This is a genomic window from Streptomyces sp. NPDC088553 (assembly GCF_044752965.1).
Lineage (GTDB): Bacteria > Actinomycetota > Actinomycetes > Streptomycetales > Streptomycetaceae > Streptomyces.
On sequence record NZ_JBIVMG010000013.1, the window covers coordinates 83839 to 106827 of the forward strand.

Here is a 22989-nt window from a genome sequence, read left to right on the forward strand (position 1 = left end):
CCCCGCATGACGTACAAGCTCGCGGTCGAGGACCTGACCGTGGTCTTCGGACACGGCTCGCGCGCCACGACCGTCCTCGACCGGGTGTCGGTGGGCGTCCGGGCCGGGCGAACGCTCGGCCTGGTCGGCGAGTCCGGATCGGGCAAGTCCACCGTCGCCAGGACGATCGTCGGCATCAACCGACCCCGCACGGGCCGGATCACGCTCGACGGCCGGGACCTCGCCGGCCTCAAGGGCCGGGACCTCACGGCCGTGCGACGCCGGATCCAGCTCGTCTCGCAGGACCCGTACGCCACCCTCAACCCCCGCATGACGGTGGGCCAGGCGATCGCGGAGGCCGTCGACCCGGCGCGCGCCGACGCGAGGAGACACGCGGCCACCGTGGCGCGCTGGCTGGAGACGGTGTCGCTGGACGCCTCCGCCGGGGACCGCTGTCCGCACGAGTTCTCCGGCGGCCAGCGGCAGCGCATCGCCATCGCCCGCGCCCTCGCCGTCGAACCTGAAGTCGTCATCGCGGACGAGATCACCTCCGCGCTCGACTCCTCGGTCCAGGCCGAAATCCTCAACCTCCTGGCCGCGTTGAGGCGGGCCCTCGATCTCACCCTGGTGTTCATCTCACACGACCTGGCCGTCGTCCGGCACGTCAGCGACGAGGTGGCCGTGCTGCGACACGGCGAACTCGTCGAGCAGGGCCCGTGCCGCGACGTCTACCGCGCCCCGTCCCACCCGTACACACGCCGGCTGCTCGCGAGCGTGCCGGGCCCGACCGACGCCGACCAGGAGAGTGCCGCATGACCGCAGCCCCCCTCACCCGCGACCTCACGGCCGGCCTCAAGACGGCCGGACTGGAGGGCTTCTACCGCGACCTGCACCGCCACCCCGAACTGTCCATGCGGGAACACCGCACCGCTGAGAAGCTCGCCGCACGACTGCGCGCCGCGGGCTTCGAGACGACCCGGGGGGTCGGAGGGACGGGCGTCGTCGGCGTCCTGCGCAACGGCGACGGCCCCACCGTCATGCTGCGCGGAGACATGGACGCCCTACCGGTACGGGAAGCCACCGGCCTGGCGTACGCCTCCGAGCACGACGGTGTCATGCACGCCTGCGGCCACGATCTGCACGTCACCTGGCTCGCGGGCGCAGCCGAGACGCTCGCCGCCGGGCGCGACACCTGGTCGGGAACGCTCGTGATCGTGGGACAGCCCGGCGAGGAGACCGGCGAAGGCGCTCGGGCCATGGTCGCGGACGGACTGCACACCCGTTTCCCGCGACCCGACGCGGTCTTCGGACAGCACGTGGCCCCCGGCCCCGCGGGCCTCTTCGCGCACACCCCCGGCCTGACCATGTCCGCCGCCATCGAGGTCGACATCGTCATCCACGGCTCCGGTGGCCACGGCTCACGTCCCGAGGCCACCGTGGACCCGATCGTGACAGCCGCCTACGTCGTCGCCCGGCTCCAGACCGTCGTCGCCCGGGAGATCCCGGCCAAGGAGCCGGCCGTCCTGACGGTCGGCCAGATACACGCAGGCAGCAAGAACAACATCATCCCCGCCGAGGCCCGACTCGGCCTCACCCTGCGAAGCCAGTCGCCGCGAGTGCAGGAGAAGCTGATGGCGGGCATCCGGCGCATCGTAGCGGGCGAGTGCTCGGCGGCAGGCTGTGTGAAGCCAGCGGAGATCACCGTCGGCATCGCGTTCCCGGCCACCGTCAACGACGCGGCACTCGACCGGGATGTCGCCGCCGTCCACACCGAGCTGTTCGGCGCGGGCAGCGTCCTCGACTTCGGCCCGGCGATGGGCAGCGAGGACTTCTCCCTGCTCGCGCCCGACGGGGTTCCCTACGACTTCTGGCACGTACCGGCGACCCCGGACCGCTCCTGGGCCGACGCGCCGGGTGCGGACCTCACGGAGAAGTTCGGGAACGTCCCCGGCAACCACAGCCCACTCTTCGCTCCCAGTCCGGCCGTGATCGTCCCGGGCGTCCAGGCCATGGTGGCCGCGGCCCTCACCCGCCTCACCCACTGAGCTCCGCGACCCGCGGCCCGGGCACCGGACCTCCGCCTCGGCCCGTCTCGCCCGTCGAGCCCCGCGCCCGGGCACAGGCCCGTCATCCCGGTCCTCCGATCGCCTCGGCCGGCCACCACCGGCTCACCTGCCCCGCGCTTCCCGCCCCCTTCAGTCCCTCCGAGAGGCTGCTTCCCGTGAACACCCCTGACACCGATCCACTCTGGCCGGCATACGACGAGCCGGCCGACCTGAAGACGATCGAGTCCGTCCCGCTCCGGGACCGCGGCCTGCCCTGCACCACCTACGACGTCCTGGTCCGCGCCGCCGCCCTGTGGCCGGACCGGCCGGCTCTCACCGCCCTGCCCGACGCGGAACGCTGGTCGCACGGCGAACCCACCACGTTCGCCCAGCTGCGGGACCAGGTGCACCGCGTCGCCAACCTCTTCCACGCGTACGGCGTCCACCGCACCACCGCGGTGGGCCTTCTCACGCCCCACACCGCTCTGCTGCCCGCCGCACTCCTGGCCGCCCAACTGACAGGTATCGCGGCACCCGTCAACCCGGCTCTCACCACCGGGCACGTCGAACGACTCCTGCGCCTGAGCGGGGCACGGATCCTGGTCGCGGCCGGACCGGAACTCGACCCCGCCGCATGGCGGTCGGCCCGGACCGTCGCGGCGTCGCTCCGCTGCACCGCCCTGTTCGCGCTGCGTCCCGTCGGGGCGCCCAATACCGCGCCCGTTCTCGAACCCCTCGACGGGGTCGAGGTCGGCTATCTCCACCTCGCGGCGGCCGGGCGACCGACCGGGCTCCATCCCGGCGTGGTTCCTCCCCGGGCCGGAGACCTGGCCGCCTACTTCCACACCGGGGGCACGACGGGCGCCCCCAAGCTGGCCGCGCACACCCACGCGAACGAGGTGACCGACGCCTGGATGATCGCGGCGAACAGCATGCTGGCCCCCGACTCCGTCGTGTTCGCCGGCCTTCCCCTCTTCCACGTCAACGCCCTGGTCGTCACCCTTCTCGCACCCCTGCTGCGTGGTCGGCACAGTGTCTGGGCGGGGCCGCTCGGATACCGCGAGCCGGCGCTCTTCCGACACTTCTGGAAGATCGTCGAGCACTTCCGCATCGCCACCCTGTCGGCGGTGCCGACCGTCTACGCGGCGCTCGCCCGGATACCGGTCGACGCCGACATCAGCTCCCTCCGCTTCGCCGTCGTCGGAGCCTCCCTCCTCCCCACCACCGTGCGCGAGGCGTTCGAGCGCCACACGGGCGTACCCCTGTGCCAGGGGTACGGACTGACCGAGGCCACCTGCGGGACCACCCGGAGCTTCCTGGGGGAACACAGCCGTCCCGAAGCGGCCGGCCAGCGCCTCCCCTACGTGCGGGTCAAGACCGTCCGCATCGACGGCGACGGCCAGTGGCACGACCTGCCGCACGGAGAGCCGGGTGTACTCGCCGTCGGCGGCCCCACCGTCTTCCCCGGCTACGTCGTCGACCGCGACGCCCGAGGCCCACATCTGGACACCCTTGGCACCGTCCGCCACGGTTGGCTCAACACCGGCGACCTCGCCCGGGTGGATCCCGACGGATTCGTGACTCTGCTCGGCCGCGCGAAGGACCTGATCATCCGGGGCGGCCACAACATCGACCCCGCCGTCATCGAGGACGCGCTCCTCGGGCACCCTGCCGTCACCGGCGCAAGCGCCGTCGGCCGCCCCGACCCGCACGCCGGCGAAGTGCCCGTCGCCTACGTCGCCCTCGCCCCGGGCACCGGCGCCATCGGATCCGCCGAGCTGATCGCATTCGCCGCACAGCACGTACCCGAGCGTGCGGCGGCCCCCAAGGACGTCGTCGTCCTGCCCGAACTGCCTCTGACCGACGTCGGAAAACCCTCCAAGGTCCCCCTGCGCCTCGACGCAACCCGCCGTGCCGTGGCCCTCGCCCTGGCCGACCTCGGCACCGGCGTCGGTCACGAGCAGATTCACTGCGTCCTCGCGGACGGTCGCGCCGCGGTCATCCTGCCCCTCGTGACCGGATCACCCGGCCTGCGGGACCGGATCTCCGCCCGACTCGCCCCGTACGGCCTGGACTGGACGTTCGCCGACCCCGGCCACTGACGCATCCCGGCCTCAGCCTCGCGTTCCCTCGGGCCGGGGTGTCGCGCGTTTCGACGGATGACGACGCCTCCTGGGCGCTTCGGATCACCGCGTGCCGCGTCAGACCCTTCGAAGCAGCGGTAGCGGCATGGTGCCATCCCACTCGCGGAGTACGAGAATGCCGTACCCCTGCGGGTCGGGGCCATGCCACCGGGGCACTCAATGCTCTTGCGGCACGACCTTGACCTCGTACGCGAGGACAGGCACCGCGGCGAGCTGCTCGTCGACCTGCTCCCGGACATCGCCGGCCAGCGACAGCACCAACTGGGTTCTCGTTCCCGGGCCGTCAGCCCGGGGGATGGGGCTCTCCACCGGACCGTTGGAGCTATCGGCCAGGCCCCTTAGAGCCTCGCGAGCCTCGTCGAGCGCATTGTCGCTCACAGTCATCGAAACGACGGTGGTAAGCGCCATGGCAAGCCTCCTGGCAGTAGACGAACACACGACTGCCTCAAGGATCACCCCATGCTTCCCCCTCCGCACCGTGAGTTACAGGCCGCGCGCGCGAATGCTCGGAGTGCTTCGCGCTCCGTGACCCTCGTTCGGCTGGGCGAGTCGCCGCGCTTCCCGGGCACCTTCCCGCTCGTACGGAGAGATCAGGCTCCGCCCACCGGGTGTCCGCCGGCAGACAGCCGGTGGGCCCCGCCCGGCCGTCAGATCGTCCAGGCGCGGCGCCGCGAGCTCGCCGACTCCCCGCCATCGCCAGGACCCGGGCCCGCTCCGGCACGACGAGGCCCGCGAGGATCACACGCACGTCTCGCTCGATCGGCATCGACGCCAACGGCAGCGACGAGGACTTCTACTGTGTGTCCCCCGTCTAGCGGTACCCCGGGGGCTCCATGGCGGACTTCCCGGGGCCGCTCGGCATCGCCACCGGATGACAGTGGGTCTTGACCCGTTCGTGGAGCCCTCCCCCGCCGCGCTTTCGCGCGGCCACGCCACGGGCACGCGGAGCTGCTCTTGGCCCGGACCTGTAGCGGCGCGAATCCGCGCTGCGAGTACGGGCGCGACCTGCCGCAGCCGTTCAGATCGGCATATCGCGGTTCAGTAGACGAACAACCGGCTCGCGATAAAAAATCACCAGAACGACCGAAGGTTCAGCATGGTTCTACTGAACCAACTTCACCATCTCAACTCGTCGCAATCAAAGCGTCTTTCATGCTTGACATGGATCCGACCACGGGTGCCTCATGGTGGACACACCCCCGACGTGCAGACCAGCGGCTCGGTCACAGAACTCTGACAACGTTGTCTAGTTGTCAGAGTTCTGCGTGGACGGGGCTTCTTTCCCTCCATCCCTCCATTCTTCACGAGGAGAGGCATGACCAAGTCACCGCGCAGGACGTGGCTCACGGCAGCCGGCAGCACACTCGCCGGCGTGGCCGGACTGCTGCTGCCCGTCTTCGGCACCGCCGGAGCCGCCCAGGCCGCCGACAGCGGCATCCACGTCAGCAACGGCCGGATCTACGAGGCCAGCGGAAACGAGTTCGTGATGCGCGGGGTGAACCACGCGCACGCCTGGTACCCGGGCGAGACCGACGCCATCGCCGACATCGCCGCCAAGGGCGCCAACACCGTCCGCGTCGTCCTGTCCAGCGGCGACCGCTGGACGAAGACCAGCACCTCCCAGGTGTCGTCGATCATCAACGACTGCAAGACCCACAAGGTCATCTGCGTCCTTGAGGTGCACGACACCACCGGTTACGGCGAGGACGGCGCCGCCGCCACACTCGGCCAGGCCGCCGACTACTGGGTGGGCGTCAAGAGCGCTCTCCAAGGCCAGGAGGACTACGTCGTCGTCAACATCGGCAACGAGCCCTTCGGCAACAGCGGTTACACCGCCTGGAGCGACGTCACCAAGAACGCCATCGGCAAGCTCCGCACCGCCGGCATCGAGAACGCGCTCATGGTCGACGCCCCCAACTGGGGGCAGGACTGGTCGAACACCATGCGGTCCAACGCGGCCTCGGTCTTCACCGCCGACCCGCGCCGCAACACGATCTTCTCCATCCACATGTACGGCGTGTACGACACCGCCGCCGAGGTCCAGAACTACCTGAACCACTTCGTGAACAACCGACTGCCCATTGTCGTCGGGGAGTTCGGCGACAACCACAGCGACGGCAACCCCGACGAGAACGCCATCATGGCCACCGCCCGCTCGCTCCGCGTCGGCTACCTCGGCTGGTCCTGGAGCGGCAACGGCAGCGGGGTCGAGTACCTCGACATGGTCACCGGCTTCGACGCCGGCTCCCTCACCACCTGGGGCAACCGCTTCTTCAACGGTGCCGACGGCATCGCCGCCACCTCGACCCGCGCCACGATCTTCGGAGGCGGGGAAGGCGGCGGCAACACCGGAGGGAACGCTCCGAACGGCTACCCGTACTGCGTGAACGGCAGCTCCTCAGACCCGGACGGCGACGGCTGGGGCTGGGAGAACAGCCGCTCCTGCGTCGTCCGGGGCAGCGCCGCCGACACCGGATCCGGCGGTGGCAGCACCGGAGGGAACGCTCCGAACGGCTACCCGTACTGCGTGAACGGCAGCTCCTCAGACCCGGACGGCGACGGCTGGGGCTGGGAGAACAGCCGCTCCTGCGTCGTCCGGGGCAGCGCCGCCGACCACTGACACCAGGGGTGCCCTCCCGGCCTCGGCGACGGGAGGGCACCCGCCTCGTACCGCGGGTCAGGCCAGCTGGGTGGCCTGCAGACGGGCGTAGGCCGCGTCGCGGGCGAGCAGCTCCAGGTGACTTCCGGACTCCACCACCCGCCCCCGCTCCAGCACGACGATCCGGTCCGCCCCTCTGATCGTGGAGAGGCGGTGGGCCACGACGAATACGGTCCGGCCGGCTACCAGACGTGCGAGAGCCTCCTGCACCTGCGCCTCGGAGCGGGCGTCCAGCGCCGACGTGGCCTCGTCGAGCACCAGGACCCGAGGATCCCGGATGAGGGCCCGGGCGATCGCGAGCCGCTGGCGCTGGCCGCCCGAGAGCCGGGTGCCACGCTCCCCCACGACGGTGTCGTGGCCGTCCGGCAGCGCATCGACGAACTCGGCAGCGTTGGCGTCGCGCAGCGCTCGCCGCAACGTCGCGTCGTCGACGCGCTCCATGCCATAGGTGACGTTCTCCCGGATGCTCCCCTCGAAGAGAACGGACTCCTGGGGGACGACGGAGACGAACCTGCGGTAGCTTCGCAGGTCGAGCCGGGCCATGTCCTCGCCGTCGAGGAGCACCCGGCCCGTTGTGGGGCGGTGGAAGCCGAGCACCAGGTTGAGCAGGGTGGACTTCCCCGCGCCCGAGCCGCCGACGATCGCCAGGGTGGTGCCGATCGGCACGTCGAGGTCCACGTCGCTCAGGGCGGGCTCGTCGCCGTCGCCGTGCGTGAGGCTCACGCCCTCGAACCGGAACCCTCCAGCCACCGAATCCACCTGCCTCTTGCCGTCGTTGACCTCCAGGTCGGGCGCCTGGAGGACCTCGCCGACGGACTTGAGGGACTCCACCGCCCTGCCCACGACAGGGGCGAGCGCGAGCAGGCTTGTGACAGCGCCGGTGAGGGTGGAGAAGTAGGCGCTGAGCATGACGACCTCCCCCGGGGTCACCGACGTCCATCCGTAGTAGGCGACGAGCGCCGCGCCGGCGAGGCAGGCCGTGCCGAGCCCGTTGAAGACGACCCAGGAGAACGACCCGAATCGGGCGTTGAGCAGGTCGAGCCGGGTCCCCTCCCGCTGCACCCGGTCGAGCTCGCGCCCGACGCGGCCCAGGGCAGTGCGCTCCAGGGCGTGGGCGCGGGTGATGGGGATGAGGGTGGTCATGTCGCTGACGGAGGCGGACATCCGCTCCACCGAGCGCCGGTAGGAGGTGTTCCCCTCGCCGAGCCGCGCGCGCAGGGCCCTGATGAGCAGCACCGCGACGGGGACGAGGACGAGGAAGACCGGCAGGAAGACCGGGGTCACGACGGCGATGACGGCAAGGCCGCCCGTCAGTGTCGCGACGGCGGTCAGGCCGTTGTCCGCGGTCTGTTGGAGCCCCGTCTCCAGCGTCTCGACGTCCCGGACCACCTTGGCGTGCAGCACGGACGAGTTGGTGCGGCTGTGGAAGCCGATGGAGAGCTGCTGCATCCTGGTCACGAGGGCGGACCGCAGGTCGCGACCGAGCCGGCGGACCGCCCCGTGCATCCAGCGGACGTACAGCAGGTGAAGCGGCGGGTTCAGGCAGAGGACCGTGAGCATCACGGCGCAGTTCCACCAGAGTTCGGAGATCGGCCGGTGCTCGACGACGACGTCGATGACGTTCGCCGTCACCGGCGGGAGCAGCCAGACGGGCGCGTGCTTCGCGAAGAAGACCGCGACGGCCCCGGCGAGCCGTGCACGATCGGGCCGGAAGAGGTAGAGGACGGTGCGGAGCGGGTGCTCCCCCCGGTAACGGTGGTCGAGCGGACTGTGGTTCATGGCTTCTGCGGGCTTCCTTCGTAGGGGCCGGCCGCGCCTCTCGCCGTGGCACGCGTCCGGTGGCGGGGCGTGAGCCAGGGCCGAGGCCCGCCGCGCACGGGGGCAGCCCGGTTCCGCGGCCGTGGGGCGGCCTGGTTCTCCCTGGGGCGAGGACGGCGGCGTGCTCTCGTAGAAGCATGTGACGCGCGGGTCCTCCGGTGCCAGTGCCGACGGGCCCACTCCGAAGTTTTGCGAAACTCTGGCTAAAACAGCTGTCCACCTCGCAGGTTCACGCAGATCCGAGGCGTCGGAGCGGAAGGACGCAGCGCTGCCGTGGGTCCTGGCCGACTCGACGTTGTAGTCGAAGGCGGCGTACTGCCGCTCTTCGAACCCGCCCTCGCACTCCTCGAAGCCGTGCCGCCTCTCGCGGCCGAACACCCACACGCGGGCGACGTCGACGCCTTAGGCCGCCATGCGGGCGAAGTGGACGTCGATGCGGGCCTTGTCCACGTACTGCGTCTCGGTGTCGCCCGAGTCGGCGCTGTCGGCAGCGGCAGGAGTCGGGCGGGCCACGAAGAGGCCGACGAGAGCCGGGACCGTCGCGAGGAGCGGAGCCGCTGGCCCGCTCGTCTTGCCCGTGGAAGGACGTGGTGCGCCGTACTCATGGGGTTCCCTTCGTCGGACGGAGTGGAGGAGGAACCGGGTGTCCGCGGAGCGACTCACCCGGGCGATCGATCGAAGCCCGACCTGGGGGCATCTGCCCGCCCCCTGCACCCGCTGAGACCTGCCACTGCGCTCAGGACCTGGCGGTAGGGTCGGGGTATCGAGGGTTCAGGATGGAGCTGGGGTGGCAGTGAAGCGGCCGACGATGGCGGACATCGCGCGTCGGGCGGGTGTGTCGAAGGTGGCGGTCTCATACGCGCTCAACGGCCAGCCCGGAGTCTCGGAGGGCACCCGTGCCTTGATCAAGAGCATCGCCGAGGAGCTGGGATGGCGGCCGAACAGCGCTGCTCGGGCGCTGACCGGCGGGCTTGCGCAGGCGGTCGGACTGGTCGTGCGGCGGCCGGCGCGGACGCTCGGGGTGGAGCCGTTCTTCATGGAGTTCATCAGCGGCGTGGAGACGGTCCTCGCCGAGCACGGGTTCGCCCTGATGCTCCAGATGGCGGCCGACCAGGAGCAGGAGATCGAGGTCTGCCGACGCTGGTGGGGCGAACGGCGGGTCGACGGCGTCTTCCTCATGGACCTGCAGACCGACGACGCGAGAGTCGGCGCCATCCACGACATCGGCCTGCCTGCGGTGGCGATCGGCCCGCCGGAGGAGGCCGGGGGGCTGCCGGCGATCTGGTCCGACGACGGCGAGAGCGTGCACGAGATCGTGCGGTACCTGGCGACGCTGGGGCATCAGCGGATCGCGCGGGTGGCGGGCCCGGCCGGGCTCGCGCACACGGTGGTCCGCGACGCCGCGCTCGCGGAGGCCTGCCAGGAGGCGGGGATCCCGGAGGCGACCGTGGTGCACACCGACTACACCGGTGACGAGGGGGCGCGTGCCGCGCGGGCGCTGCTGATCTCGCCCCGGCGGCCGACGGCGATCGTCTTCGACAACGACATCATGGCGGTGGCCGCGCTGTCGGTGGCACAAGAGCTGAGCCTCTCGATCCCCGCCGACGTGTCGATCGTCGCCTGGGACGAGTCGCCGCTGACGCAGGTGGTGCGCCCGATGCTGTCGGCGGTCAGCCGTGACATCCCGGCGTACGGGGCTCGCTCCGCGACCGCGCTGCTCGCCCTGATCGGCGGGGAGGGTGTCGGCAGCATGCGCGAGGGTTACGCCCGCTTCGTGCCCCGGGGCAGCACCTCTGCCCCGCCTCCGGAGTCGGGCCCGCGCTGAACTCCCGCCCACGGGGAGACGTGCGGGGCCGGGCCGTCCCTTCGTACGGCCCGGTCTCGTCCTTCCGTTCCCGGGGCTACTTCGTGGCTCCCTGGGAGAAGCCGTTGTAGATCCAGCGCTGCAGCAGCAGGAAGATGACCAGCGTCGGCAGGATGACCAGGATCGCACCGGCCGAGATGGCCTCCCAGTGTGCCCCGAAGGGGCCCTTGAAGCGGAAGAGCGCGGTGGAGATCGTCCCCAGGTCCTCGGAGTGCAGGTAGAGGAAGGGGATGTAGAAGTCGTTGTAGGTCGTGATCCCCTTGATGATGACGACGGTGGCGATCGCCGGCTTGAGCAGGGGGAAGATGATCTTCCGGTAGATCGTGAAGGCGTTGGCGCCGTCAAGGCGTGCGGCCTCGTCGAGCGAGACGGGGATGCCCCGGATGAACTGCAGGAAGATGTAGACCGAGACGATGTCGGTGCCCATGTAGAGCAGGATCGGTGCCCAACGGGTGTCGATGAGGCCGAAGCCGTTGATCACCTGGAAGGTCGCGACCTGGGTGGTGACGCTCGGCACGAGGGTGGCGATCAGGAAGCCGGCCATGACGAGCTTCTTGCCCCGGAAGTCGAAGCGGTCAACGGCGTACGCGGTCATGGAACCGATGATCACCGTCCCGCCGATCGAGAAGACCAGGATGAACGCGGTGTTCCCGAAGGCCACCAGCATCTTGCCGTCGTTGAAGGCCGTGACGTAGTTGTCGAGGTTGAGCCAGTTGCCCGGCAGCGACAGCGCACCGCCCTCACCGACCTCTTCTGCGGTCTTGAGCGAGGTCAGGAGGACGACGGCCAGCGGCAGGAGCACGACCATCGAGGCGGCGATCAGCGACAGGTAGGTCAGCACGCTCCCGACGGGTATGCGCCGACGGGTGCGGTACGGGGTGGCGGTGAGGTCGCGGGAGGTCATACGAGGTCCACCTTGTCGTCGGGCACGAGCCGGCGCTGGATCCAGGTGATCAGCAGGATGATCAGGAGCAGCACCACGGCCGCGGCCGAGGCCAGGCCGGTCTTGTTGAACTGGAAGGCGAGTTTGATCGTCTGGATGACGAAGGTCTGGGTGCCGGTCGCGCCGCCGGTCATGATGTAGGGGATCTCGAAGACCGACAGCGAGCCGGAAATCGCCAGGATGGCGCTCAGGCTGATCACGGGCTTGATGTTCGGGGCGATGATGTGCCGGAACTGCTGCCACTTCCCGGCCCCGTCCAGCTCCGCCGCCTCGTACAGCTCGCCAGGGATGGACTGGATGGCGCCGAGGAAGAGGACGAAGTTGAGTCCGGTGAAGCGCCAGACGGAGACTCCCGCGAGGGAGATGTTCGCCGAAGTGGGGTCGCCCAGCCAGGGATGATCGGTCGTCACGCCGAGCCAGTGGAGCACGGAGTCGAGCGTGCCGCCGTCCTGGAAGAAGTACAGGAACACGAAGCCGATCGCGACGCCGTTGATGAGGTAGGGGAAGAACAGGATCCCCTTGAAGAGATTTCTGAACCGCAGGTTGAAGCTGAGGATCACCGCGAAGTACAGCGCGACCACGATCTGGACCACGGACGCGGCAAGGTAGTAGCCGCTCACGAAGAACACCCGGAAGAGTTCGGGGCGGGTGAAGATCTGCACGTAGTTGTCGAACCCCACGTTCTCCCGGTCCGGGCTCACCCCGTCCCAGTCGGTGAAGCTGTACGAGATCATGCTCGCGACGGGGACGTACGTGAACGTGATCAGCAGGGCGAGCGGGGCCGCCAGGAAGAGCCACGGCGTGATCCGCCGCAGCGGCGAGTCGCGCCACGACCGTGTCCGCCCGGCGGCGGGGCCGCGCCGGGGGTCCGACTGGCGGCGCCGGTCGCCCCCCGTGTCGGCATTGTTCTTGTCCTTGCTGGATCGCCCTGTCATGGCGGCGCCCTCTGGTGCGGTGTCGGTGGTCTGGGTCATGTCGGCCTTTCGTGTCCGCTGCCGCGGAAGGTCCAGGGGCCCCGGCCGACGTCGTACGGCCGGGGCCCACTCCGCCGGTATCAGCTACCGGCGGTCTTCGCCGCCTCGTCCCACCTCTTGTTCAGGCCGGCGAAGAAGTCTTCCAGGCTGCCCTTTTCGGCGCCGCGGGCCGTGTCGATCAACTTCTGGCGGTAGTCCTGCTTGTTGAGCCCGATCTCTGCGGCGTCGTCGATGTCGTTGACCGCGGCCGTCTTGGCCTCCGAGCGGTCGAAGAATATGACATCGTTGTCAACGAACTCTTTGAGCGTGGCGGGCATGGGAGCGGACTTCACTGCGGAGACGACGCCCTCCTTCTGCGCGAAGCCCGACTTCTCGGTGAACCAGTCCACCCAGGCACGCGCCGCGGGCTTGTTGTCCGAGTGCACGTTGACGGCCTGCTGGTAGTCGGAGACCAGCGCCGCACAGAACTTCCCGTCCTTCTGGACGGGGAAGGGCATGAAACCGATGTCCTCCGGATTGAGCCCGGAGTCCTTGGCCACGCCCTGCATCTGCGTGATCGACCAGGAGCCCAGCATCATCGCGCCGATCTTGCCGTCGGCCAGCAACAACTTGGAGTTCTCCCAGTTGGTGGTGGTCGGGTCCTTCTCCGACAAGCCCTGCTTGACGATGTCGTGGAGCAGACCGTCGATCGTGCGGAGCTCGCCCCCCTCCTTCCACGGCGAGACCGGGCCGGCCAGCTTGTTGCTCGCCTGGGCGTCGCAACCGACCGAGCCGTTGTTGGCGGTCCACTGAACCAGTGGCCAGCCGTCCTTGAAGTTGGTGTAGTACGGAGTCGCGCCGGTCTTGTCCTTGACCGCCTTCAGCCCGGCGATGAACTCCTGCGGCGTCTTCGGCCAGGCGGTGACACCGGCCTTCTTCCACAGCGCCTTGTTGTACACGAACCCGTTGGCGGTTCCGAACTGGGCGATGCCGTAGACCTTGCCGTCCACCTCGGTCTTGTCGCTGAAGCGGTACTTCGACAGCTCCTCGGTCGTCCCCAGGGGAGCGAAGAACTTCGGGTAGTCATTCTTGGCCACCGCACCGGGGATGAAGAGCACGTCACCGTAGGACTTGGTGTTCATACGGATCTTCACCTCCCCCTCGTAGTCGGTGATCCCGTCGAAGGTGACCTTCACCTTGGGATAGATCTTGTTGAACTCGGCCGCGTACTTCTCCAGCGTTCCGTTCTGCGCCAGATCGGTCCGCTGAGTGAGGACCTTGATCTCGCCGGATACCTCCTTCGGATCCGCCGGAGGAGCGGCCACTTCACCGGTGGCACCGCCGCCCCCGCCGCACGCCGACAGCGCGAGCGTCACGGCGACCAGCACAGCGCCCGAGAGCGCGGTCGTCGTCTTCTTGTTCCCCATGGCCCAACTCCTTCAAAGTCACGGCTCAGGTCATCGGTGGGATGACGGCACTATGTCAGCCGGTCGTGAACCGGTAAAGTACTGATTTCCAGCGTGATGCCTAATCGTTACCCGGGGCAGCCGATTGCCAGGTGCGGATGACCCGCGACCGATAGGCAGTGCGCTATGGAGGGCCAAACTTGACCGGTTCATGGACAGTTGAGTAAACGTACGGCTAACTTGTCGGCCCGTACACGCATCCCGCCCACTGCCAGGCGATTGGAGCCGCACACCATGAAGGACGTCACCCAGCTGCACGAGGGGTGGAGCCTGCGCCACGAGGACGCACTGCTCCCCGCGCAGGTGCCCGGTTGTGTCCACACTGACCTGCTCGCCATCGGGGTGATACCGGACCCGTTCCTCGGGCTGAACGAGACGGAGATCGCCTGGGTCGGGCGCCGGACGTGGTCATACGTGACGGACCTCGCCGCCCACGACGGTGGGCACGAGCGGAGCGAGCTGGTCTTCGATGGCCTGGACACCGCCGCCGAGGTCCTGCTCGACAGCGTGTCCCTCGGCTCGACCCGGAACATGCACCGCGTCCACCGCTTCGACATCACAGGACGGGCCGGTGAGCTGGAGGTTCGCTTCGACTCGGCCTACGACGAGGCCGAGCGGGTCCGCGCCCTCACCGGCGACCGGCCCAACGTGTACCCGGAGCCGTTCCAGTACATCCGCAAAATGGCCTGCTCCTTCGGTTGGGACTGGGGCCCGACCGTCGTGACCGCCGGCATGTGGCGGCCCGTGCGGATCGAGCGCTGGTCGACCGCGCGGCTCGCTGAGGTCCGCCCGCTGGTGACCGTGGACGGCACGACCGGCCGCGTCGAGCTGCGGGTCGTGACCGCGCGCACCGACAGCGGGGTGGGCCGCCCCCTCACACTGCGGGCCACGGTCGCCGGGGTGGCCGCCGAGACTTCCTTCGAGGGCGCGGAGGCGGTGCTCCGCCTGGAGGTGTCCGATCCAGAGTTGTGGTGGCCGCGGGGATACGGTTCCCAGCAGCTGTACGGACTCACCGTCGACCTCCTGGACGAGGACGGGAGGCCGCTCGACTCCTGGTCGCGGCGGATCGGCTTCCGTACCGTTGCCGTCGACCGCTCCACCGACGAGCACGGCACCGGCTTCACCTTCGTCGTCAACGGCGTACGGATCTTCGCGCGCGGGGTCAACTGGATCCCGGACGACGTGCTGCCGTCCCGAGTCACCCCCGAGCGCTACCGCACCCGACTCACCCAGGCCGCCGAGGCCAACATCGACCTCGTCCGCATCTGGGGCGGCGGGATCTACGAGGACAACGCCTTCTACGACATCTGCGACGAACTGGGTCTGATGGTCTGGCAGGACTTCCTCTTCGCCTGCGCCGCCTACCCCGAGGAGCAGCCGCTGCGCGGGGAAGTGGAGGCGGAGGCGCGTGACAACGTTGTCCGACTGATGTCGCACGCCAGCCTCGTCCTGTGGAACGGCAACAACGAGAACCTCTGGGGGTTCCGAGACTGGGACTGGGAGGCCCCGCTCGCCGGCGACTCCTGGGGCGAGGGCTACTACCTGGGGATCCTGCCCCGGATCGTCGCCGAGCTCGACCCCACCCGCCCCTACACCGCCGGCAGCCCCTGGTCCGGCTCCTGGGACCACCACCCCAACGATCCCCGGCACGGCACCCACCACTCGTGGGAGGTGTGGAACAGGCAGGACTACGCCGAGTACCGGGCCGACGTCCCCCGCTTCTGCGCCGAGTTCGGCTGGCAGGCACCGCCCGCGATCAGCACCCTGCGGCGCGCCCTGCCCGGCGAGAACCTCTCCCCCGACTCCCCCGGCATGCTGCACCACCAGAAGGCCGAGGACGGCAACGGCAAGCTGAACCGCGGCATCGAGCGCCACTTCGGCCTGCCCGAGGGCGACTTCGACCGCTGGCACTACCTCGCCCAGGTCGTCCAGGCCCGCGCGGTCGCCGCCGGCATCGAGCACTGGCGCTCTCACTGGCCGCTTTGTGCCGGCACGGTGGTATGGCAGCTGAACGACTGCTGGCCGGTGAGCTCCTGGGCCGCGATCGACGGCGACGGGCACCGCAAGCCGCTCTATCACGAGCTGCGCCGCGTCTACGCCGACCGGCTCCTCAGTCTCGTGCCCACCGAGGAGGGTCCGGTCCTGGTCCTCGACAACCAGTCCGGGACCACCTGGCGCACCACCGTCACCCTGCGCCGCCTGAGCGCGGACGGCGTGGTGCTGCGGGAGGCCGTGTTCGACTTGGAGGCCGCCGCCCGGACGGTGGTACGGCTGGTCGTCCCGGGCTCGCTGCTGCCGGACGCGGACTCCGCGAAGGAGCTCCTGGTCGCCGACGCGGACGGCCTGCGCTCGGTCCACCTTCCGGTGTACGACAAGGAGTTCGCGTATCCGGTGCCGCTCTTCGACCTCCGGGTCGAGCCGACCGGCGACGGTGGATCGGTCGTGGTGGTCGCCGCCCGAACCCTCATCCGGGATCTCCTGCTCCAGGCGGACCGGCTGGCACCGGCGGCGAGCGCCGACCGCGGGCTTGTCACCCTGCTGCCGGGCGAGGAGGTCCGGATCGCGGTCCGCGGCTGGGCGGGCGACGACCCGGAGGCCGTGCGGGGGGCCCTCTTCAGCGTGGGAGCGGTGTGAGCGCCCCAGCCTCTCGCGTCCCCGCCCAGCGTGTCACGATCAACGATGTCGCCGCGCTGGCCGGGGTGTCCAAGGGCGCCGTCTCCATCGCCTTCAACAACCGGCCCGGCGTGTCCCCGACGACCCGTGAGCGTATCTTCGCGGCGGCCCGGGAGCTCGGCTGGAGCCCGAACCAGACTGCGCGCAACCTCTCCGGCCAGCGGGCGGGCATAGTCGGCCTGGCGATCTGCCGGCCGGCCCGGCTCCTCGGCCTCGAACCCTTCTACATGGAGTTCATCTCCGGCATCGAGGACGTCCTCGCCGGGCGCTCCTGCTCTCTCCTCCTCCGGCTCGTCCGCGACCTGGACGAGGAGGCCACCCTCTACCAGGAGTGGTGGCGCAGCAGAACCGTCGGCGGGGCGATCCTCGTCGACTTCCACCAGGACGACGCGCGGATCACACCCCTACGGGCCCTCGGCATGCCCGTGGTGGCCGTCGGACACCCGTCGCTGACCGGCGGGTTCCCTTCGGTCTGGACGGACGACGCCTCCGCGGCCGCGGAGGCGGTGCGGTACCTGGCCGCGCTCGGGCACCGGCGGATCGCCCGCGTCGGCGGCCCCGCCGGCCTGGGCCACAGCGGCATCCGCGCCACTGCTTTCGAGGCGACCATGGCCGAGCTGGGCCTGGACGGAGGTCGGCAGGTGGCGACCGGCTTCGTGGGAGAGGAAGGGGCTCGGGCCACTCGCAGTCTCCTCATGTCCCCGGACCGGCCGACGGCAATCGTGTACGACAACGACATCATGGCCGTCGCCGGGGCGGCGGTCGCCTCGGAGATGGGTCTCTCGGTTCCCGACGACGTCTCCCTCCTGGCCTGGGACGACTCGCAGTTGTGCCGGCTGACGCATCCACCGTTGTCCGCGATGAGTCACGACGTGCACCACTTCGGGGAGGAGGTGGCCCGGACCCTGTTCGAGATCATCGAAGGCACCTACAAGGGCGCCCGCCAGGTACCCACCCCGTCCCTGACTCCGAGAGGGTCGACAGGCCCGCCCCGACGTACGTAGGCGGACAGGCACGACGTCGAGGGGCTGCCCGGTTGCGGGCGGCCCCTCAACGTTGTGCGTCCCCTCAGGAGGGCGACGGAACCAGACGAGGAACGGGTTCCGGAGCCGGGCGTACCGACGGACCCCGCTCCTCTCGCGCCCGGTGCGGCGGGGCGGGACGGCGGGGGGCAGCCCCTGGCGCAGGGGACGCCGTCGAGACTGAAGGAGGGGGCACGGCACCGGGGCCCGCGACGTTGACGCCGAAGCTCACGGCCCTGCCGATCGGGACGGACTCGGTCCAGGACTCGCCGGTGGCGCGGACCCGTCGACCGATCTGGGTGACGGAAGCGTTCCAGACGGAGTTCACCGTGGTGCCTTCTGGGAGCGTGAAGTCGAGCTTCCAGCCCTTGAGGGGCTGTTCGCCGGTGTTGCGGACGGTGATGTCGGCGTCGAAGCCGGTTCCCCGCTCGTCCAGGCGGTGGGCGATGGAGCAGCCGCGCCGGTGGACGCCGGCCTCCTGGGAGGTCCGGCGGATGCCATCCGGACCGTGGAAGAGTCGTTCGCCCCGGGCAGTGAGCCGGTCGGCGTCGAAGCCGTCGGCGAGGTCGAGGTACTCGACGCCGCCGTTGCCGCTGCAGGACCAGCCCGGATAGCCGAGGACCATCCGGGCCGAGTCGGCGCCGAGGGCCTTGATGTCGGCGAGGGACTGCCCGGTGCGGTCCGTGTACCGGGTGTGGGCGTGGTTGACGCCCCGGAGGACGAAGTCCTTGCCGGTGGCGTCGACGAGCCGTCCGCCCACGACGTGGAAGCCGTCGGAGCGCTCGGCGGCCTGGGCGGTGACGGGGCCCGAGGTGATCGTCGCGGCGAGGGCGAGCAGCGTCGCCGTCGAGAAGACCCGTGTCCTGTTCATGCGGTGCCCCCAACTCGGCACCGCGCCCGGGGGTGTGGAGGGGCGGTGGTGCCTGACACGGAGTGGGAGCGCGGCTGATCGGGGTCGGTGGCCCCGGGCGAGCCTCCGAATGATGGGCAAATGGTGGGCGGACCGCCGCGGGCCCCACTGCCCGGATATTGCGGCGGCTCGATTCCAGGCAGTGGGGATTGACCGCAGATACGGGCCCAGGTCGTCGCCTTGGTGCATCGGCGATTTCTCCTGCCCTTTCTGGCGGCCGAGTTGAGGCTAGGTGCCGTGGTGCTCGATAACAAGAGACTGGACATAACCGGTTAAGTTCAGGGATGGTTTTACTGCCCAGCTCACCCGAGGCGTTCCGCAGTGCCCGTCGTGGCGCGGAAGGCCACGCCGGCCCCTGCCAGAACGGCCTCGTCACCCGCAGGTACGTACACGGCCTGCCCTGGGCCGATGTCGAGGGTCTCCTCGGATGACGAGATGGTCATGGTCCCCGTGGTGCAGAGGAGGATCTGCGGGGCGTCCAGCGCCACGCGCCGCCTCGGTTCACCGGCGCGGAGGACGTACCGCGCCAGACGGAAGTCGTCCACCGGCGCCGGATACACCTCTTCACCCGTCTCTTCCCGAGGGGTCAGGACGCGCGCCGGGGGTGCGTCGAAGCGGACGACCCGGGTGAGTTCTTCCGCGTCGACATGCTTGGAGGTCAGTCCGCACCGCAGAACGTTGTCGGAGCTCGCCATGGTCTCCACCCCGAGCCCGGACAGATACGCGTGCGGGATTCCAGCGCCGAGGAACAAGGCCTCGCCGGGGCTCAGCTCTACGTACCGGAGCATCAGCGCTGACAACAGCCCGGAGTCGCCCGGGTGCACCTGCGCGACTCGGTCGTAGGCGGCGACACAAGGCTCTTCCGAGCCCGCCACCGCGACCGCCAGCCCCCGGGCGACAGCCTCGAGCAGGCCCGTCGGCGGGCGGAGGAAGGCCCGGAACACCTCCGCGAGCGCCTGGGGCCCACGCACAGCACGCAGGGTCTCGACGTACGGGCGCAGCGCGGGCACCTTCAGGGAGTCGAGCAGGTCGGCGGTGTCCGCCGGGCTCCGGAAGCCGCAAAGGGCCCGGAACCGGGTGAGGGCCACGATCATCTCGGGCTTGTGCTGGTCGTCGCGGTAGTTGCGGTGCGGCGCGTCCAGGGGCACGCCCAACGCGTTCTCCCGGGCGAATCCGGCCTTGGCCTGGGCGAGGTCCGGGTGCACCTGCACGGAGAGCGGAGCGTCAGCGGCAAGGAGCTTGACCAGGAAGGGGAGGCGGGGCCCGAAGCGGCGCAGGGTGACCGCTCCGAGTTCGCCCTCCGGATCCTCGGCGACGACCCGGTCCAGCGGTATCAGTGCTTCACCCCTGACCACTCGTGAGGGCGCCACTGGATGGGCGCCCATCCAGAGTTCGGCCTGGGGCGCTCCGGTCGGCGGCACGCCCATGAGTTCCGGCAGCAGAGTGCGGGAGCCCCAGTCGTAGGGCTGGACGGTGTTGCGGAGCAGGTACACGGTGGTCTCCTCGAGTACGTGCGGCGAGGTGGGAGGACGGGGACGCCACGGCGCCCGCCAGGGGGGCTCGGTGCCGGTGTACGCGGGCACGATGAGAAGGCCCCGCGAGCATCCGGTGGAGGGTGGACGTCAGGTGGCCCTCTGCCCCCTCGTGCCGGCTCCGGCGCGGGACAGCCCGCGGGCGGTGACGCCGGCGGCGGCCGCGCCGATCAGTCCCGCGTCGAGGGCCAGCCCGGCGGGCGCTACCGGGACGTCACGGGTGAAGTCGAGGACGGCGTACGACTTCAGGTGGTGCCGCAGGGGCGCGAACAGCACCTCGCCCGCTTGGGAGACCCCGCCTCCGACGACGACCAGGTCGAGTTCGACGAGCGCGGCCGTCGCGGCGACGGCGGCGGCCAGGGCGCGGCCGGCGCGGTCGAACGCGGCGAGCGCCTTCGGGTCACCGGCACGCGCCGAGACCCCGACCTCACGGGCCGTGGCGGACAGACCGACCGGGGGCGTCCAGCCAGATTCGAGGGCGTATGCCGCGATCGCCGTACCACTGGCGTAGCGCTCGACACATCCCAGGGCGCCGCAGGGGCACTCAGGACCGTTCTGGTCGACGGTGATGTGCCCGATGTGACCGGCGTTCCCGGTCGTACCCGCATGTACCGCGCCTCCCAGGACCAGGCCACCGCCGACGCCGGTCGAGACGACCATGCACAGGGCGTTCGCCGCATCCTTCGCCGCACCGATCCAGTGTTCTGCCGCCGTCATGGCGACCGCGTCGCCGACGAGGACCGGTTCGATGCCCGCCGGGACGGCGGGATGGCTCCGCACCCGCTCCACCAGGGGGAAGGAACGCCAGGCCGGGATGTTGACCGGGCTCACCGTGCCCGCGAGGGTGTCGACCGGTCCGGCGCTCCCGATCCCCAGGCAGAACAGCGAAGCCCACTCGGGACGGCCGGCCAGCTCGTCCACCACCGAGGTCACCGCGGCCATCACCGCCTCGGCGGACTCACGCGCGGGCGTCGGCCGCTGGGCCCGCACCATCACGCACCCCTCGGCATCGACCAGCGCCCCGGCGATCTTCGTACCACCGATGTCCAGCGCTCCGTACACCATCCGCGCACCCTCTCCAGAACCGTCCGAACCGTGCAGGGCCCCACTCTGCCGAGTGGATGACAACGTTGTCTAGAGGGAAACGGATCCGGTTAAGTCACATGGCGGCGCAAGACGTGGAGGGCCTCCCGCCGATCCATCGCCCAGGCGCACCACCGGCGCCGACCTCACACGCACGGAGGGCGGAGCCCGGCCAGTGGGGCACCGTCCGACAGACTGCCGCCGCGACGCATACCTCGAACGCCGACTCAGGCACCGGAGGCGCCCCGCAGGGCAACGTCCGCGCGTCAACCGCGCATCAACAGGTGCCGAGCCCCAGGCCCTTCGGTGCGCTGGTCGGCGCAGACTACGGGTGCCCCGGCCAGTCGGTCGGCCCCGGATCACACCGGACGTGATCCTCGCCGACGGCCCCTCCCCCAGCGCGGGCCTTGTCGAGGAACACGCGAAAGCATCACCGTGGCCCTCGAACCGGATCACCGGTGACGAGATCCGGGAGCAAGGGTCGCCGGAAGCGCGATCTGGGGATCCAGTCCGTGTCAGCCGGCTTTACCTATTCGACGAAATGAATACTCACTTTCTTTAGTATGATGTGCCGGGTGCGGCACGCCGAGGCCGCGGGAGAGACGGATGGCGCATGAGCAACGGTCAGTACGTGCGGTACGTCGCGCTGGGCGACAGCCAGACCGAGGGGGTCGGCGACGGTGACGACCTCACCGGGCTGCGCGGCTTCGCTGACCGCCTCGCCGAAAGAATCGCGACGGTGAGCCCCGAGGTCCGGTACGCCAACCTGGCCGTCCGGGGCCGGCTGGCCGGACAGGTCCGCGCGGAGCAGCTCGGCCCCGCGCTCGCCCTCCGCCCCGACATCGCCACTGTGATCGCCGGCGTCAACGACCTGCTGCGACCCCGGTTCGACCCGGACGAGACCGCCGCTCATGTGGAGGCGATGTTCGCCGCGCTCACCGGAGCGGGCGCACACGTCGCGACCGTCACGTTCCCCGACATCGCTCGTATCGCGCCCATCGCGCGCCCCGTCGCACCCCGGATCGCCGCCCTCAACGACCGCATTCGGCTGGCAGCCGCCCGGCACGGCGTCGCTCTCGCCGAGACCTCTCCGCACGCCGCAGCCGCCGACCGGCGTCTCTGGGCCGCGGACCGACTGCATGCGAGCCCGCTGGGACACGACCGGATCGCCGCCGCCCTCGCACACGCGCTCGGCCTGCCGGGCAGCGACGACTCCTGGACCCGGGAGCTGGCTCCCGACACGGCTGCTACCGCCGGCGCGGTACGCATGGCAGCCGCCGAACTGCGCTGGGCCGCCGGGTTCCTCGGTCCCTGGCTGGTACGCCGCCTCCGCGGCCGTTCCTCAGGCGACGGCCGCGTCGCCCGGCGCCCGGAGCTGCTGCCTGTGGGGATGCCACCGGCCAGCACCTGAACAACCAGAATGCCGCGCGGCCGTAGCGCGACGCGCGGCCGAGCGGGGTGGGCGTTCCCTTCCTACGGAGTTTGGGGCATTGCCCAATCCAGCACGGTTGCGATGCCGACGGGATTCGAACCCGCGAGACAGACGGGGGCAGGGCCGCCCCGTCGCCGTCACTCGCCGCGGAGGGGCCCTCCCCCACGGCGATCGCATTGGACCGCTCTGCCACGGCACGCAACCTGCGGGACCACGCGCAGGCCCGCTCCCACTCAGAATAGAGACGTCGTTCGTCTCGGACGAGTCCTTATCCGAGACGCGACGACCCTTGTGAAGCGGTGAACCACTGCGGCGTGATCGGTGACCGGCCCCACTTGTCGGACCCTTGTCGCGGGCCTGCTGCGGACACCCGTGGGTGACCACGACGGCCACCCTCCACGGGCGGCCGTCATCCCTGCCCTACATGGCGACACCGAACAGCGGGCTGGTCGTCCCGGGCCCGCTG

At 70.3% G+C, this 22989-nt stretch carries 17 protein-coding genes and 1 tRNA gene; 8 read left to right on the forward strand and 10 right to left on the reverse strand.

Annotated elements, in window-relative coordinates:
- Positions 1–6: 6 nt before the first annotated feature.
- The 3 genes from ACIP8Z_RS33680 to ACIP8Z_RS33690 all read left to right on the forward strand — a co-directional run bounded on the left by ACIP8Z_RS33680 (position 7) and on the right by ACIP8Z_RS33690 (position 4126).
- A complete protein-coding gene (locus ACIP8Z_RS33680; protein WP_402090181.1) occupies positions 7–795 on the forward strand; it encodes an ATP-binding cassette domain-containing protein in 789 nt (262 codons plus the stop codon).
- Positions 792–2024, forward strand: a complete 1233-nt coding sequence (locus ACIP8Z_RS33685; protein WP_402090183.1) for an amidohydrolase — start codon at positions 792–794, stop codon at positions 2022–2024. Before ACIP8Z_RS33680 ends, ACIP8Z_RS33685 begins: the two co-directional genes overlap by 4 nt.
- 176 nt (positions 2025–2200) lie before the next feature.
- Entirely contained in the window at positions 2201–4126 is a 1926-nt protein-coding gene (locus ACIP8Z_RS33690) for an acyl-CoA synthetase (RefSeq protein ID WP_402090185.1), read from the forward strand.
- Between the two features lie 198 nt (positions 4127–4324).
- Here ACIP8Z_RS33690 and ACIP8Z_RS33695 read toward each other — a convergent pair whose 3' ends face one another.
- A complete protein-coding gene (locus ACIP8Z_RS33695) occupies positions 4325–4576 on the reverse strand; it encodes a hypothetical protein (RefSeq protein ID WP_402090187.1) in 252 nt (83 codons plus the stop codon).
- A gap of 907 nt (positions 4577–5483) precedes the next feature.
- Between ACIP8Z_RS33695 and ACIP8Z_RS33700 the strand changes: the two genes are divergently transcribed.
- Complete coding sequence (locus tag ACIP8Z_RS33700; RefSeq protein WP_402090189.1) at positions 5484–6788, forward strand: cellulase family glycosylhydrolase; 1305 nt, start codon at positions 5484–5486, stop codon at positions 6786–6788.
- Positions 6789–6845: 57 nt separating this feature from the next.
- Here the strand turns inward: ACIP8Z_RS33700 and ACIP8Z_RS33705 are convergent, their stop codons facing one another.
- Positions 6846–8606 carry an ABC transporter ATP-binding protein gene (locus ACIP8Z_RS33705; RefSeq protein ID WP_402090191.1) on the reverse strand — a complete coding sequence of 587 codons (1761 nt, stop codon included), beginning with the start codon at positions 8604–8606 and terminating at the stop codon, positions 6846–6848.
- Between the two features lie 441 nt (positions 8607–9047).
- Positions 9048–9308 carry a hypothetical protein gene (locus ACIP8Z_RS33710; protein ID WP_402090193.1) on the reverse strand — a complete coding sequence of 87 codons (261 nt, stop codon included), beginning with the start codon at positions 9306–9308 and terminating at the stop codon, positions 9048–9050.
- Between the two features lie 130 nt (positions 9309–9438).
- Here ACIP8Z_RS33710 and ACIP8Z_RS33715 point away from each other — a divergent pair, with 130 nt between their 5' ends.
- Positions 9439–10470, forward strand: coding sequence for a LacI family DNA-binding transcriptional regulator (locus ACIP8Z_RS33715; RefSeq protein ID WP_402090379.1), 1032 nt, complete (start codon positions 9439–9441; stop codon positions 10468–10470).
- Positions 10471–10546: 76 nt separating this feature from the next.
- Here the strand turns inward: ACIP8Z_RS33715 and ACIP8Z_RS33720 are convergent, their stop codons facing one another.
- The 3 genes from ACIP8Z_RS33720 to ACIP8Z_RS33730 form a co-directional block, all read right to left on the reverse strand.
- A complete protein-coding gene (locus tag ACIP8Z_RS33720; RefSeq protein ID WP_402090195.1) occupies positions 10547–11413 on the reverse strand; it encodes a carbohydrate ABC transporter permease in 867 nt (288 codons plus the stop codon).
- Complete coding sequence (locus tag ACIP8Z_RS33725; RefSeq protein ID WP_402090381.1) at positions 11410–12387, reverse strand: carbohydrate ABC transporter permease; 978 nt, start codon at positions 12385–12387, stop codon at positions 11410–11412. Before ACIP8Z_RS33725 ends, ACIP8Z_RS33720 begins: the two co-directional genes overlap by 4 nt.
- 119 nt (positions 12388–12506) lie before the next feature.
- Positions 12507–13832, reverse strand: coding sequence for an ABC transporter substrate-binding protein (locus tag ACIP8Z_RS33730; protein ID WP_402090197.1), 1326 nt, complete (start codon positions 13830–13832; stop codon positions 12507–12509).
- Between the two features lie 273 nt (positions 13833–14105).
- Here ACIP8Z_RS33730 and ACIP8Z_RS33735 point away from each other — a divergent pair, with 273 nt between their 5' ends.
- Together ACIP8Z_RS33735 and ACIP8Z_RS33740 are read left to right on the forward strand one after the other, a co-directional pair.
- The gene (locus ACIP8Z_RS33735) at positions 14106–16505 is read left to right on the forward strand and encodes a glycoside hydrolase family 2 protein (RefSeq protein WP_402090199.1); all 2400 of its coding nucleotides are present in this window, start codon (positions 14106–14108) and stop codon (positions 16503–16505) included.
- On the forward strand, positions 16502–17548 hold the full coding sequence (locus ACIP8Z_RS33740) for a LacI family DNA-binding transcriptional regulator (protein WP_402090201.1): 1047 nt from the start codon (positions 16502–16504) through the stop codon (positions 17546–17548). The genes ACIP8Z_RS33735 and ACIP8Z_RS33740 overlap by 4 nt, the downstream gene beginning before the upstream one ends.
- A 64-nt stretch (positions 17549–17612) precedes the next feature.
- Here the strand turns inward: ACIP8Z_RS33740 and ACIP8Z_RS33745 are convergent, their stop codons facing one another.
- The 3 genes from ACIP8Z_RS33745 to ACIP8Z_RS33755 all read right to left on the reverse strand — a co-directional run bounded on the left by ACIP8Z_RS33745 (position 17613) and on the right by ACIP8Z_RS33755 (position 21073).
- Positions 17613–18437, reverse strand: a complete 825-nt coding sequence (locus ACIP8Z_RS33745) for a cellulose binding domain-containing protein (RefSeq protein ID WP_402090203.1) — start codon at positions 18435–18437, stop codon at positions 17613–17615.
- A 341-nt stretch (positions 18438–18778) separates the two neighbouring features.
- The gene (gene manA / locus ACIP8Z_RS33750; protein ID WP_402090205.1) at positions 18779–19969 is read right to left on the reverse strand and encodes a mannose-6-phosphate isomerase, class I; all 1191 of its coding nucleotides are present in this window, start codon (positions 19967–19969) and stop codon (positions 18779–18781) included.
- A 129-nt stretch (positions 19970–20098) separates the two neighbouring features.
- The gene (locus ACIP8Z_RS33755; RefSeq protein ID WP_402090207.1) at positions 20099–21073 is read right to left on the reverse strand and encodes an ROK family protein; all 975 of its coding nucleotides are present in this window, start codon (positions 21071–21073) and stop codon (positions 20099–20101) included.
- A gap of 631 nt (positions 21074–21704) precedes the next feature.
- On the opposite strand from ACIP8Z_RS33755, the gene ACIP8Z_RS33760 reads away from it, so the two are divergent.
- Complete coding sequence (locus ACIP8Z_RS33760; protein ID WP_402090209.1) at positions 21705–22502, forward strand: SGNH/GDSL hydrolase family protein; 798 nt, start codon at positions 21705–21707, stop codon at positions 22500–22502.
- Positions 22503–22602: 100 nt separating this feature from the next.
- Here the strand turns inward: ACIP8Z_RS33760 and ACIP8Z_RS33765 are convergent.
- Positions 22603–22721: transfer RNA gene (locus ACIP8Z_RS33765), tRNA-OTHER, on the reverse strand.
- Between the last annotated feature and the right edge of the window lie 268 nt (positions 22722–22989).

Bases quoted from the DNA above. Each gene is read 5' to 3' on its own strand.
- ACIP8Z_RS33680 (WP_402090181.1), top strand. From the start codon at position 7: ATGACGTACAAGCTCGCGGTCGAGGACCTGACCGTGGTCTTCGGACAC.
- ACIP8Z_RS33685 (WP_402090183.1), top strand. From the start codon at position 792: ATGACCGCAGCCCCCCTCACCCGCGACCTCACGGCCGGCCTCAAGACG.
- ACIP8Z_RS33695 (WP_402090187.1), bottom strand. From the start codon at position 4,576: ATGGCGCTTACCACCGTCGTTTCGATGACTGTGAGCGACAATGCGCTC.
- ACIP8Z_RS33700 (WP_402090189.1), top strand. From the start codon at position 5,484: ATGACCAAGTCACCGCGCAGGACGTGGCTCACGGCAGCCGGCAGCACA.
- ACIP8Z_RS33705 (WP_402090191.1), bottom strand. From the start codon at position 8,606: ATGAACCACAGTCCGCTCGACCACCGTTACCGGGGGGAGCACCCGCTC.
- ACIP8Z_RS33720 (WP_402090195.1), bottom strand. From the start codon at position 11,413: ATGACCTCCCGCGACCTCACCGCCACCCCGTACCGCACCCGTCGGCGC.
- ACIP8Z_RS33725 (WP_402090381.1), bottom strand. From the start codon at position 12,387: ATGACAGGGCGATCCAGCAAGGACAAGAACAATGCCGACACGGGGGGC.
- ACIP8Z_RS33730 (WP_402090197.1), bottom strand. From the start codon at position 13,832: ATGGGGAACAAGAAGACGACGACCGCGCTCTCGGGCGCTGTGCTGGTC.
- ACIP8Z_RS33735 (WP_402090199.1), top strand. From the start codon at position 14,106: ATGAAGGACGTCACCCAGCTGCACGAGGGGTGGAGCCTGCGCCACGAG.
- ACIP8Z_RS33745 (WP_402090203.1), bottom strand. From the start codon at position 18,437: ATGAACAGGACACGGGTCTTCTCGACGGCGACGCTGCTCGCCCTCGCC.
- ACIP8Z_RS33755 (WP_402090207.1), bottom strand. From the start codon at position 21,073: ATGGTGTACGGAGCGCTGGACATCGGTGGTACGAAGATCGCCGGGGCG.
- ACIP8Z_RS33760 (WP_402090209.1), top strand. From the start codon at position 21,705: ATGAGCAACGGTCAGTACGTGCGGTACGTCGCGCTGGGCGACAGCCAG.